Below are 12,834 nucleotides of genomic sequence, written 5' to 3' on the forward strand. Positions count from 1 at the left end.
GATGGGGGTTGCCCCGCTTTTTTGAACTGACAAGGGAAAGGTTCTAGTTATGTCCAAGGTCGTGATTATTGGTGCCGGTGGTGTTGGCGGCGTAGTGACACATAAATGTGCCCAGTTACCGGAAGTCTTTTCCGAGATCGTGCTGGCCAGTCGCACGGAAGAAAAATGTAAAGCCATTGCTGCCCAGTTGGATCGCCCAATCAAAACAGCGCAGGTTGATGCGGATGATGTGGCGGCACTGACCACTTTGCTGGAGCAGGAAAAGCCGGACCTGGTGATTAATGTGGCACTGCCTTATCAGGATCTGACCATCATGGACGCCTGCCTGGCTGCCGGGGTGGATTACCTCGACACGGCGAACTATGAACCACTGGATACTGCCAAGTTTGAATATAAATGGCAGTGGGCTTACCAGGAAAAATTCCAGCAGGCTGGGCTGACGGCTCTGCTGGGCAGTGGTTTTGACCCCGGTGCCACTAACGTCTTCACCAGCTGGATTGCCAAGCATCATTTCGATGAAATTCATGAGCTGGATATTATCGATGTTAACGGTGGCGATCACGGCTATCCCTTTGCCACCAACTTCAATCCGGAAATCAATATCCGTGAAGTCACCGCGGAATGCCGCCACTGGGAAAACGGCGAATTTGTCACCACCCCGGCGATGTCGAAAAAAGCCAGTTTTACCTGCCCGGAGCAGGTTGGCAGCTACAACATCTACCGGATGTACCATGAAGAACTGGAGTCCCTGGTCAAGCACTTTCCCACGCTGAAGCGGGCGCAGTTCTGGATGAGTTTCGGTGACAGTTATCTTAAGCACCTGGAGGTGCTGGGGAATGTCGGCATGACCGGCATCGAAGCGGTTGAATTCCAGGGCCAGCAGATTGTGCCCATCCAGTTCCTGAAAACGTTGCTGCCGGATCCTTCAACCCTTGGCCCGCGTACCAAAGGTAAAACCTGTATTGGCTGCGTGATCAAAGGTATCAAGGATGGCAAGGAAAAGATCGTTTATGTCTATAACATCAAGGATCATCAGGACTGCTATAAAGAAGTCCAGTCTCAGGCGATATCCTACACCACCGGTGTGCCGGCCATGATCGGTGCCAAGATGATACTCGAAGGTAAATGGAAACAGCCGGGCGTGTGGAACATCGAACAGTTCGATCCGGATCCGTTTATGGAAGATATGAACAAATACGGCCTGCCCTGGCAGGTGGTGGAACTGGACCAGTTCGATCTGGATAAATAAACCCATTGTGGTAAGGGCATAATCAATAAACCACAGAGGCACAGAGCGTTTGTCATTGCGAGTCCGGCGGCCGAAGCAATCCAGCCCCAATCCGGGAAAAGATTCTCTACCTTCAAGCTGTGTCAGTGATATTTTCCTCTGTGAACTTTGTGTCTCTGTGGTTAGAAACTAGGTTACTCAATGCAATTCACCGATTTTTCCAAACTCGACCTTTCGCGTTTACCGTCTCCCTGTTTTGTGGTGGACGAAGTCGCGGTTGAGCGTAATCTCAGCATCCTGAGCGACGTTGCCCAAGCCAGTGGCGCCAAGATTCTGGGGGCATTAAAAGCGTTCTCGATGTGGTCGATGGGCGAGCTGACCCAGCGCTACCTGAGTGGTACCTGTGCCAGCGGGTTGCACGAAGCCAGACTGGGTTACGAGGAATACGGTGGTGAAGTGCATGCCTTTGCCGCAGCTTTCAGTCAGGCCGATATTGAGGAACTGCTGAGCTTTGCTCATCACATCGTGTTCAATTCCTGTGGCCAGTGGCTGCGTTTTAGAGAGCAGTGCCTGGCGGCACAAAAGCAGCGACCTGAATTGAAGTTTGGTCTGCGCATTAACCCTGAGCATTCGGAAGGCACGGTGCCGATTTACGACCCTTGCGCGCCCGGCTCAAGGCTGGGTATTCCCTTGTCGCAACTGGATGAAACGACGCTCGAAGGCATCAGCGGTCTGCATTTTCATACCCTGTGTGAGCAGGGCTTTGAACCTTTGGCACGCACCGTGGCCGCGATTGAGGAAAAATTTGGTCACCTGCTGCCACAGATGCAATGGGTTAATTTTGGCGGTGGTCATCATATTACTGCCGAGGGCTACGACATTAACGGCCTGGTGGCGTTGATCCGGGCATTCAGGCAGCGCCATCAGGTTGACGTTTATCTGGAACCGGGCGAGGCGATGGCGATTGGTACCGGCATTCTCAGTTGTGAGGTTTTGGACATCACCTGGAACCAGCTGGATCAGGCGATCCTCGATACCTCTGCTACCTGTCATATGCCGGACACGCTGGAAATGCCTTACCGACCCGATATCAGCGCTGCTGACGAAGCAGGCAAACTGGCCCATACTTATCGACTGGGCGGGCTGACCTGTCTTGCCGGGGATGTCATCGGGGATTACAGCTTTGCCGAGCCACTGCAGGTCGGACAAAGGCTGGTGTTTGAGGATATGGCGCATTATACCATGGTCAAAACCACGACTTTTAACGGCACCAAACTGCCTGCGATTGCCATCTGGAATTCGGAAACCGATGCTCTGCGTGTGGTCAAACAGTTTGGCTATGAAGACTTTAAACACAGGTTGTCCTGATATGACGCAGCTTGAGTACCCGATTTTCCTCGGTTCTGAAATCGACCAGCCGGCACCGGAACAGGCCATGTTCCATGTGTTGCCGGTGCCATTTGAAAAGACCGTATCCTACGGTGGAGGTACCGGACAGGGCCCATCCACCATCCTTCATGCTTCCTGGCAACTGGAAGAGTGGGATGGCAAGAGCAAACCCTGCGATGCCGGTATTTATACCTGTGAGCCGGTTGATTGTGAGGGGCAAGCCGACACGGTAATGAAGAATATCGCGGCCGCTACCGCCTCAATTGTCAGGCAGGGCGCAATCCCTGTGGTGCTGGGCGGTGAACATACCGTCACCTATGGCGTGATTAGGGGCCTGATCGATGCAGGTATCACCGATTTTGGCGTGGTGCAGATTGATGCCCATGCCGACTTGCGACAGGCCTATGAAGGCGATCTGCTCAGTCATGCTTCGGTGATGAAACGTATTGTTGATTTGGGTATACCGCTTTATCAGCTGGGGATCCGCGCTTTATGCGAGGAAGAAATCGGTTTTCGAGATGAGTTCGATGTCGGCTATCACGATGCTGAAGATCTGGTGATGAATAATATTCAAAACGTTGATCTGCCCGCTGACTTCCCGCAGAAGGTCTTCTTCACGGTTGATGTTGATGGCCTGGACCCTTCAGTATTTCCGTCGACCGGCACCCCGGTACCGGGTGGTCTCGGCTGGTATCAGACCCTGAATCTGTTTGAGTCGGTTGCCAGGCAACGTCAAATCATTGGTTTTGATGTGATGGAATTCGCGCCGATTGAGGGCTTCCATGCTTATGACTTTGCCGCCTCGATGCTGACTTACAACTTGATGGGCATTGTGCAGCGTCACCAGCGTTGAGAATGATTCGGTTAACCACAGAGGCACAAAGCACACAGAGTTGAAATAGCAGTCATTGCGAGGCCTTGCGCCGAAGCAATCCAGTCCCTGAGTGGAGTAGCGCTTCCCAGGCTGAGTTTCTGCCGCACTCACTGATAAATCTGCGCCCATTCGAAGTGGTGTAGTTCGCGCCGATGATGGGCTTCATGCCTGTGACTTAACTGCCACTGATTAAAAACAATAACCACAGAGGCATAGAGCACACAGAGTTAAAATAGCAGTCATTGCGAGGCCTTGTGCCGAAGCAATCCAGTCCCGAAGTGGTGTAGCGTTTTCCAATCAGAGTTTCTGGCACACCCACTGGCAATCCTGGTATACAACTCTGTGTTCTCTGTGCCTCTGTGGTTAGTTTCTAAACATGCTGAATTTTTTCTTTCCAAAGCGAGAGTTAAGGGCTAAAATCCGCCATTTTTTCCGGGACTCTGACCATGCACCAAGCCACTGTTCAACTGCTTAAAGATTACTACGACGCCTTTAACCGTCAGGATATGGATGCCTTTCTGGCGATGCTGACCGAGGATGTAATCCATGATGTGAATCAGGGCGATCGTGAGATTGGCAAAGCGGCTTTTTCAACGTTTATGGATCGCATGAACGCGCACTACAAAGAGCAGATTGTTGATATTGTCATTATGACCAACGATGAAGGTGACCGCGCAGCGGTGGAATTCACAGTGCTGGGCGAATACTTGTCCACTGATGAAGGCTTGCCGGAAGCTTCCGGTCAGACCTACCGTCTGCCAGCCGGTGCCTTTTTCGTGATCAAGGATGGTAAGGTGGCCCGCATCAGTAATTATTACAACCTGGAAGACTGGACTGCCCAGGTGGTGGGTTAAAAACAATCATGCTGGAATTGCAACGCCTCAGCGGTGATGAACTCAATCAATATATCCCGGCTTTAGCCCGGTTACGGATAGCGGTTTTTCGCGACTGGCCTTATCTTTACGATGGCGATCTCGCCTACGAAGAGAAGTACCTGCAAACATACATTGAAGCAGCGGACAGCGTTATCGTAGTGGCTTTTGATGGCGATCGGGTAGTCGGGGCATCCACTGGCATTCCGCTGGCGCGAGAGACAGAAGAGGTCAAAGCCCCCTTTATTGAAGCCGGCCTGGATATCGACCGCATTTTCTATTGTGGCGAATCAGTATTACTGACCGAATACCGCGGGCAGGGCGCTGGAGTGGCCTTTTTTGAGCATCGCGAGGACCATGCTATGCAGCTCGGTGGTTTTGACTATAGTTGTTTCTGCGGCGTCCAACGCCCACAGAACCATCCACGGCGTCCTGCCGAGTACGTGCCGCTGGATGAGTTCTGGCGTAAGCGTGGCTATGAAAAAGACGAAGCCTTGCAAACCAGCTTTGCCTGGAAAGAGCTGGATGAAGACCGAGAGTCCCCCAAGCCCATGACCTTCTGGATGAAACGGCTCAAATGACAACGGTTAAGGCGGCAGTAGCGCAATACGACATCAGCTTTTTCAGCCACTGGAGTGAGTTTGAAAACAAGCTCACCCGCTGGGTCAAACAGGCGGCTGACCATCAGGCGAAACTGCTGGTTTTACCAGAATATGCCAGTATGGAGTTGGCCTCCTTATTTGGCGAAACCGTCTATCAAGATCTCACTCAACAACTGCACGAAATGCAGGCCGTTTATCCGGCTTATCAGGATCTGTATCAGCAACTGGCCCGCCAGTTTGATGTGATAATCCTGGCGGGAAGCTTCCCGGTATTGCAGCCCGATGGCAGTTTTCGTAATCGTGCCTGTCTTTATGGTGTGGATGGCCTGATTGATTATCAGGACAAGCTGATCATGACCCGCTTTGAAAACGAGCAGTGGCTGATTCATGCCGGCCATGAGATCAAGGTCATCGATACCGATATCGGGCGCCTGGGTATCAATATCTGCTACGACACCGAGTTTCCGATGATTGCCCGTCAACAGGTTGAAAAGGGCGCCAATCTGATCCTGGCGCCGAGCTGCACTGATACTGAAGCCGGGTTTCATCGTGTGCGCATTGGCTGCCAGGCCCGTGCGCTGGAAAACCAGTGCTATGTGTTGCACTCGCCTACATTCGGCGAGGCGGACTGGTCAGAGGCGGTCGACATTAATACCGGCCGCGCCAGCATTTATACGCCGGTAGATTATGGTTTCCCGGACAACGGTATTCTGGTTGAAGCTAGCGAATCGATGCCGCAGTGGGTCTATGCCGAGCTTGATATCGACAAAATCGCCCGTGTCAGAGAGGAAGGTCAGGTATTTAATTATCGTGACTGGCCCTTGCAAAATCAGCTTCAGCCCCCAACTAAATAGTAAGCCTAAAATGCCCTCGCTGAGGGCATGGATGTACCTGCTGCACAAATAGCCACAAGACCTGTATGGATGAAGCCGTTGCCGGCAACGGTTAACATAGCGGTATTGCCCATCACCGTGCAGGCACTGAAACAAACAGGAGCGATCAATGTTAGACCAAGCGCAAGTTCAGGAAGTCATCAACGATTTCGTGGATCCCCAGACCGAGATCAGGCTCGGTGACACCCGGCCCGCCATTAAGGTCAGAGAAGATGGCGATGCGCTGCAGCTTGATATCAGCCTCGGCTATCCGGTCAAGGGCTATGCCGATTCATTGAAAACACAACTGCTGGATGCGCTCAAACAAGCCGGTGCTGACAAAGCCGAAATAAACCTGAGCACCCAAGTCGTCAAGCACAAGGTGCAGCAAGGCGTACCGGCGCTGGAAAACGTCAAGAACATTATCGCCGTGGCATCAGGCAAAGGCGGCGTGGGTAAATCGACTACCTCGGTCAACCTGGCACTGGCGCTTGCAGCCGAAGGGGCCAAGGTTGGTGTACTGGATGCTGATATATACGGGCCCAGTCAGCCGCGCATGCTGGGTGCCAGCAAACGCCCTGAATCTGAAGATGGCAAAACCATCGAACCGATTGAGAGCTACGGCGTGCAAAGCATGTCAATCGGTTTTCTGATCGACGAAGAAGAGCCAATGGTGTGGCGCGGACCGATGGTCACTCAGGCCCTGCAGCAAATGCTGGGTGATACCAACTGGAAAGAACTCGACTATCTGGTCATTGACCTGCCGCCAGGCACCGGCGACATTCAATTGACTTTGTCGCAGAAAGTGCCGGTCAGTGGCTCTGTGATTGTCACCACGCCACAGGATATCTCGCTGCTGGATGCGCGCAAGGCCTACAAGATGTTTGAAAAGGTCAAAGTGCCGGTGCTGGGTGTGGTCGAGAATATGAGCACGCACATCTGTAGTCAGTGTGGTCATGAAGAACATATCTTTGGCACTGGCGGTGGTCAGAAGATGGCCGATCAGTATGGCATCAACCTTTTGGGCAGCCTGCCGCTGAATATCCGCATTCGCGAAGATGCTGATGGCGGTCAGCCCAGTGTAGTGACTGATCCGGAAGGCGATATTGCCATGGCTTACCGGGGTATTGCCCGTCGTGTAGCAGCCAGACTGGCGATGCAGGGCAAAGATTATTCCGCTGCCTTCCCCAATATCAAGGTGACCAACAGCTGATTTACCCGCCGGGGAAATCAGGTATCATGAGGCTTTTGTTTCAAGGCTAAAGCGGCTTAACTATGATCAAATCGGACAAATGGATTCGCCGGATGGCGGAGCAGGGCATGATCTCGCCTTTTGAAGCGGGACAGATTCGTTATCATGACGACAACCGTATTATTTCTTACGGCACCTCAAGTTATGGCTATGATGTCCGCTGCTCTAATGAGTTCAAGATATTCACCAATATCAATTCTGCCATTGTCGATCCCAAAAACTTCGACGAAAGCAGCTTTGTTGATGTGAAGTCCGATGTCTGTATTATTCCGCCCAACTCATTTGCCCTGGCCCGAACTGTCGAGGCTTTCAAGATTCCACGTAATGTGCTGACAGTCTGCCTGGGCAAGTCGACCTATGCCCGCTGCGGCATTATCGTCAATGTCACGCCGCTGGAACCCGAATGGGAGGGCCAGGTTACGCTGGAGTTCTCGAACACGACGCCGCTGCCGGCCAAGATTTACGCGAACGAAGGCGTGGCGCAGATGCTGTTTTTCGAGTCCGATGAAGTGTGTGAGACGTCCTATGCTGATCGTGGGGGTAAATACCAGGGTCAGTCAGGTGTGACGCTGCCACGGTCGTAAGTGGGGATGACAGCGACGGCCAATCTCCCTCGACTGGCGCTGCTGGTTTTAATCACTGGCTTGCTCACGGCCTGCAGTAATGAAAAAACGCCAACCCAGCAGTGGCAGCACAGTCATCTTGGCAGCTATGCTGCAGCGTTTTCTCCGGATCGACGCTATGCGCTGGTGGGGGATACCGATCAACCCGCAAAACTCTGGGATCTGGAAAGCGGCAAAATCAAATACAGCTGGCAGAACCAGCCAGATCAGGCCGGCACTACCACTGATGTTGCCTTTTCTCCCGATAGCCGGGTCGCTGCTACCAGCGAATCCAACACGGTCGTGTTATGGCGGCTGTCCGATGGTAAGCCGGTAAGCCGGCTGCAATTCCCGGTCCCGGTCAAGGATATGGCGCTGGCAGCCAACGGGGATTATCTTTTACTGGCATTACAGGATCGCACTGCGGTCTATTTTGATGTGGCAGCCAACCAGGTTCGCCAAATCTTTGAACATGACGGGGCTCCGGTCAATTCACCGATTAATCAACTGATCAATACCGTGGCCTTATCTGCCGACGGTAAAACCGCCCTGACCGGCGGTGATGACCGCACAGCGCGACTTTGGGATCTGGAAACCGGCGAACAGCTTCAGCAATGGCAGCATGGCAGCCCGGTCAGCCTGGTGTCTTTCAATCCGCAGGGTGACTATGTGATCACCAGTGCCGGTAATGATCAGACTTATTTATGGGGTCTGCCGTCTGCACAGCAAATCGCCGCACTGAATACGTCGCCAATACCACTGGACGGGCCGTGGGCGGATTTCCCGGTGTTTAAGACCACCACCACGGCAGTAGGTTATTCAGCCGATAATCAGTTCATCGTCACCGGTCATCCCAACCAGACCATCTGTACCTGGCGGGCACGGAACGGCGAAAACATGGCGTGCTGGCAAGCGCCGCGGCGCGAAGCGCTCAAGCCCGGCGTGGTTTTACAGGCAGTGACATTCAGCCAAGACGGACAATCAATTTTGACCGAGGCCGGTAACGGCCTGGCACAGAAGTGGAGGTTCACCAATGACTGAGTCTTTATTGAAACTGGTGTTTTTTGTCCCTGAGTCACATAAAGAAGCGGTGAAACAGGCTATCTTTTCTGCTGGGGCCGGCCAGTATGAGGGGTATGACAGCTGCAGTTGGGAAAGCCAGGGTCACGGGCAGTTCCGGCCGCTGGATGGCAGCGATCCGTTTATCGGCAAACAGGGTGAAATTGAGCGGGTGGCAGAATTTCGGGTCGAAACCGTGTGCCCCGAATCTGCTATCAAAACTATCCTGCAGGCGCTGATTGAGGCGCACCCCTACGAAACCCCGGCTTATGAAGTCTGGTCTGTTAAGACAATTGACGATTTTTGATTGAGAGCATGATTTATGGATACCTCCACTAGCGACGTCTCACCCCGGGTGACTCGACTGGAAGATTACCAGCCACCGGCTTACCTGGTTGATGAAGCCCTGCTGCATTTCGATCTCGACAGCGACAGCACCCGGGTGGTCAGCACCCTCAGTTTGAGGAGAAACCCCCAAGGCAATGGCGGTGACTGTGTTTTGGATGGTGAAGAACTGACGCTGGTGTCGGTCAAGCTTAATGGCAGTACCCTGTCTGCCAGCCAATATCAACGCAGCGAAAAGCAGTTGCTGATCCCGAATCCGCCTGAACAGTTCGAGCTGGAAATCACCACCGATATCCAGCCTGATCAGAATACGGCGCTGGAAGGTTTGTATTACTCCGGCCGTATCTTGTGCACGCAGTGCGAGGCCGAGGGGTTCCGCCGTATCACCTATTATCCGGATCGTCCTGATGTGATGTCGGTATTCACCGTCACCATCGTCGCCGATGGTGAAAAATGGCCCACCATGCTGTCCAACGGCAACCTGGAAGATCAGGGTAAATTTGACGATGGCCGTCACTGGGTGCGCTGGCATGATCCTCATCCCAAACCCAGTTACTTGTTTGCTTTGGTGGCCGGTGATTTATATGTGCAGCAGGACAGCTTCACTACCATGGGTGGGCGTAACGTTGCGCTGAGAATTTACGTTGATCCGGAAAATAAGCATAAGTGCGATCACGCTTTGAACTCGCTCAAGCAGGCGATGAAGTGGGATGAAAAGACCTACGGCCGCGAATATGATCTGGACGTGTTTATGATCGTCGCCGTTAATGACTTCAATATGGGCGCGATGGAAAACAAGGGCCTGAATATTTTCAACGCGGCCTGTGTGCTGGCCAGCCCTGAAACTGCGACCGATGCTGACTTCTATACCATCCAGAGCATCGTGGCCCACGAGTATTTCCATAACTGGTCGGGCAACCGGGTGACCTGCCGCGACTGGTTCCAGTTGAGCCTGAAAGAAGGCTTCACAGTCATGCGTGACCAGAGTTTCAGTGCTGATTTAAACTCGGCTGCTGTCGCGCGTATTGATGATGTCGATAAACTACGCAGCATGCAGTTTGCCGAGGATGCCGGGCCGATGGCGCACCCGGTGCGACCTGATTCCTACATCGAAATCAGCAACTTTTACACCGTGACTATTTACGAGAAAGGTGCAGAAGTCGTGCGCATGCTTAAAACACTGGCCGGTGAAGCGGGTTTCCGTAAAGGCGCCGATCTCTATTTTGACCGTCATGATGGGCAGGCAGTGACGACTGACGATTTCGTCAAAGCCATTGAAGATGCCAATCAACTGGATTTGAGCCAGTTCCGCCGCTGGTATCAGCAGGCGGGGACACCGTCACTGAACATTGAGTCGGACTACGATCCGATTGCCCATAGTTTGAGCCTGACTGTGACCCAGAGCTCTCCACCCACACCCGGACAGCCCGATAAACAGCCGCTGCATATTCCTTTTGCTATTGGTCTTCTGGATAAAGATGGCGAAAGTCTGCCCTTGCAACTGGCCGGTGAAAACAAGCCATACCCGGATGAGACCCGCGTATTGTCAGTGACCGAAGCCAGTCAGACTTTTGAGTTTATCAATTTGCCCAGCGAGCCACTGCCCTCGGTATTGCGTGGATTCTCGGCACCGGTCAAACTCAAGCACGAGCTGAGCAATCATCAGCTTGCTTTTATGATGGCCAATGACAAGGACAGCTTCAATCGCTGGGATGCCGGTCAAAAGCTGGTCATCAATATTCTGCTGGGCCTGGTCAATGATATTCAGCAGCAAAACCAACTGACGTTGTCACCACTTCTGATTAGTCAGTTTGAACAGGTGCTGGCTGATGACAAGCTGGATCCGGCACTGGTTGCCAAAATGCTGACCCTGCCCAGTGAAAACTATCTGGCGGCGCAAATGGATAAGCCTGATGTGGATGCGATTCATGAAGCCCGCGAGTTCGTTAAACGCAGTCTGGCGACCGCGCTGAAAGCGCAGTTTGATAGCAGTTATCAGCGTCTTGGTAGTGATAAACAATATGACTTTAATGCCGCTGATATGGCAGCACGCAGTCTTAAAAACCTGTGTCTTTCCTATCTGGTCGCTAGCGGCGATCCGATGCAGATCCAGCGTTGTTTACGGCAGATGAAGCAGGCTGACAATATGACGGAATTGCTGGCCGGGCTGAAGTTAATGTCCAATCAGGTCGGCCCCGAGCGCGATCATGCACTGCGCGCTTTCTACGAACAATGGAAACATGATAAACAGGTCGTTGATAAATGGCTGGCGGTGCAGGCCTCATCGACACTGCCTGATACCCTGTTCCGGGTTAAAGGGCTGATGAAGCACGAGGCCTTTAATATCAAAAACCCCAACAATGTGCGGGCGCTGATCGGCATGTTCTGCCGCAATAATCCGGTCAACTTCCATGCTAAAGATGGTTCCGGTTACCGCTTCCTGGCTGAGCAGATTCTGGCACTGGATAAACTGAATCCGCAGGTGGCAGCGCGCATGCTGGGCGCTTTGAACTCATGGCGTCGCTATGATGATCAGCGCCAGGCGATGATGAAACAGGCGCTGGAAAACATTGCGGCAGAAAAAACCTTGTCCGCCGATGTGTATGAGATTGTGACCAAGTATCTGACTGCCTGATATGTTCGAGTTGCATCCGAAACTGGCACAGGACACTCACCGGGTCGGCCAATATGCCTTGTGTGAGGTGCTGCTGATGAACGACAGCCGCTATCCTTGGCTGATCCTGGTTCCCAGACTTGAGTCAATGCGCGAGATCCATCAACTGAGTGAGTCGGAACAGCAGCAGCTGATACAGGAGTCCAGCTTCACGGCCAGCCGTATGCTGGAGCTGTTCTCTGCTGACAAGATGAATGTGGCCGCATTGGGCAACCAGGTTGAACAACTGCATGTTCACCATATTGCCCGCTTCAGCACTGATGCCTGCTGGCCGGATCCGGTCTGGGGGCGGGGCACGGCAGAACCGTATTCTGACGTTGCTGCTGCAGCGATGCTGTCACAGCTGCGCCGGGTGTTGGATGATTATTTGACTTGATATGACCGAACTACGATTTCGCCTGAACCTGAGCCGGGAAGAGGCACTTCGTTATTATCAGGGCGAGGCCAGTACCGTTGTCACCCGTGCTGAAAATGGCCAGAGCATCAGTTTTCCGGCTTCGCATATCCGGCCTTTTGTGAATGCCGACGGGGTTCGCGGGCTTTTCCGGATTCGTTTTGACAGTCGTCACAAACTGCAGTCGCTGGAGCGTATTGGCTTTTAGCCGCTTTTCTTTGCCGATGACTTCTCGTCAGGCTTGTGCACAATCAGTTGTGTGCCTGACAGCAAATCATGCCAGCTCAGTTTGTCCTTGCTCAGCCATTGCCAGAAAAAACCCAGCCCTAAACAAAGCCAGGAAATAATCGCCACGGCAAAGCGCATGGCTGCCTGTTGCCAGCTGATTTCGACCTGGTTTTGTCCCACCAGATACACTTTCCAGGCGCGCATGCCCAGGGTCTGGCCACCATGCGTCCAGAACCAGCCATAAAAGAACAGGCTGACCAGCAGCAGATAGAGCACAAAGATCGGGTTGCCGGGTTCGATTGCCTGCCCCTGGTTAAGCACCACCGGGATGACTGTCGCCAGCAACAGCGCCGACAGCAATAACAACACATCATAGAGCATGACCATCAGCAGTCGCAGCAGGCCGGGGCGGGGATTGGTGTCTGTCATGTTTTACCTGATAA

General features: G+C 52.9%; 14 protein-coding genes. 13 read left to right on the forward strand and 1 reads right to left on the reverse strand.

Annotated elements, in window-relative coordinates; translation table 11 throughout:
- Positions 1 to 49: 49 nt before the first annotated feature.
- From Q0X64_RS06445 to Q0X64_RS06505, 13 genes are all read left to right on the forward strand, one after another.
- Positions 50 to 1,249, forward strand: coding sequence for a saccharopine dehydrogenase family protein (locus tag Q0X64_RS06445; protein WP_297810164.1), 1,200 nt, complete (start codon positions 50 to 52; stop codon positions 1,247 to 1,249).
- A 180-nt stretch (positions 1,250 to 1,429) separates the two neighbouring features.
- Complete coding sequence (gene nspC / locus Q0X64_RS06450; RefSeq protein ID WP_297810167.1) at positions 1,430 to 2,596, forward strand: carboxynorspermidine decarboxylase; 1,167 nt, start codon at positions 1,430 to 1,432, stop codon at positions 2,594 to 2,596.
- Position 2,597: 1 nt separating this feature from the next.
- Complete coding sequence (gene speB / locus Q0X64_RS06455; RefSeq protein ID WP_297810170.1) at positions 2,598 to 3,470, forward strand: agmatinase; 873 nt, start codon at positions 2,598 to 2,600, stop codon at positions 3,468 to 3,470.
- Positions 3,471 to 3,937: 467 nt separating this feature from the next.
- Positions 3,938 to 4,345, forward strand: a complete 408-nt coding sequence (locus Q0X64_RS06460) for a ketosteroid isomerase-related protein (RefSeq protein ID WP_297810173.1) — start codon at positions 3,938 to 3,940, stop codon at positions 4,343 to 4,345.
- Between the two features lie 8 nt (positions 4,346 to 4,353).
- Positions 4,354 to 4,944: a GNAT family N-acetyltransferase gene (locus Q0X64_RS06465; protein ID WP_297810176.1), complete on the forward strand. Its 591-nt coding sequence runs from the start codon at positions 4,354 to 4,356 to the stop codon at positions 4,942 to 4,944.
- Positions 4,941 to 5,819 carry a carbon-nitrogen hydrolase family protein gene (locus tag Q0X64_RS06470; RefSeq protein WP_297810179.1) on the forward strand — a complete coding sequence of 293 codons (879 nt, stop codon included), beginning with the start codon at positions 4,941 to 4,943 and terminating at the stop codon, positions 5,817 to 5,819. The genes Q0X64_RS06465 and Q0X64_RS06470 overlap by 4 nt, the downstream gene beginning before the upstream one ends.
- A 148-nt stretch (positions 5,820 to 5,967) precedes the next feature.
- Positions 5,968 to 7,050, forward strand: coding sequence for an iron-sulfur cluster carrier protein ApbC (gene apbC, locus Q0X64_RS06475; RefSeq protein WP_297810182.1), 1,083 nt, complete (start codon positions 5,968 to 5,970; stop codon positions 7,048 to 7,050).
- A gap of 62 nt (positions 7,051 to 7,112) precedes the next feature.
- Positions 7,113 to 7,673, forward strand: coding sequence for a dCTP deaminase (dcd, locus tag Q0X64_RS06480; protein ID WP_297810185.1), 561 nt, complete (start codon positions 7,113 to 7,115; stop codon positions 7,671 to 7,673).
- A gap of 6 nt (positions 7,674 to 7,679) precedes the next feature.
- Positions 7,680 to 8,732 (forward strand): hypothetical protein, encoded by a 1,053-nt coding sequence (locus tag Q0X64_RS06485; protein ID WP_297810187.1) that lies wholly within the window; start codon positions 7,680 to 7,682, stop codon positions 8,730 to 8,732.
- On the forward strand, positions 8,725 to 9,057 hold the full coding sequence (locus Q0X64_RS06490; RefSeq protein ID WP_297810189.1) for a YqfO family protein: 333 nt from the start codon (positions 8,725 to 8,727) through the stop codon (positions 9,055 to 9,057). Before Q0X64_RS06485 ends, Q0X64_RS06490 begins: the two co-directional genes overlap by 8 nt.
- A 15-nt stretch (positions 9,058 to 9,072) precedes the next feature.
- Positions 9,073 to 11,730, forward strand: a complete 2,658-nt coding sequence (gene pepN / locus Q0X64_RS06495) for an aminopeptidase N (RefSeq protein ID WP_297810191.1) — start codon at positions 9,073 to 9,075, stop codon at positions 11,728 to 11,730.
- Between the two features lies 1 nt (position 11,731).
- Positions 11,732 to 12,145 carry an HIT domain-containing protein gene (locus Q0X64_RS06500; protein ID WP_297810193.1) on the forward strand — a complete coding sequence of 138 codons (414 nt, stop codon included), beginning with the start codon at positions 11,732 to 11,734 and terminating at the stop codon, positions 12,143 to 12,145.
- A gap of 1 nt (position 12,146) precedes the next feature.
- Positions 12,147 to 12,371, forward strand: coding sequence for a DUF2835 domain-containing protein (locus Q0X64_RS06505; RefSeq protein WP_297810195.1), 225 nt, complete (start codon positions 12,147 to 12,149; stop codon positions 12,369 to 12,371).
- Here Q0X64_RS06505 and Q0X64_RS06510 read toward each other — a convergent pair.
- The gene (locus Q0X64_RS06510) at positions 12,368 to 12,820 is read right to left on the reverse strand and encodes an RDD family protein (RefSeq protein ID WP_297810198.1); all 453 of its coding nucleotides are present in this window, start codon (positions 12,818 to 12,820) and stop codon (positions 12,368 to 12,370) included. The genes Q0X64_RS06505 and Q0X64_RS06510 overlap by 4 nt on opposite strands.
- Between the last annotated feature and the right edge of the window lie 14 nt (positions 12,821 to 12,834).

Origin of the sequence: uncultured Methylophaga sp. (genome assembly GCF_947259025.1) — a bacterium.
Taxonomy (GTDB): domain Bacteria; phylum Pseudomonadota; class Gammaproteobacteria; order Nitrosococcales; family Methylophagaceae; genus Methylophaga.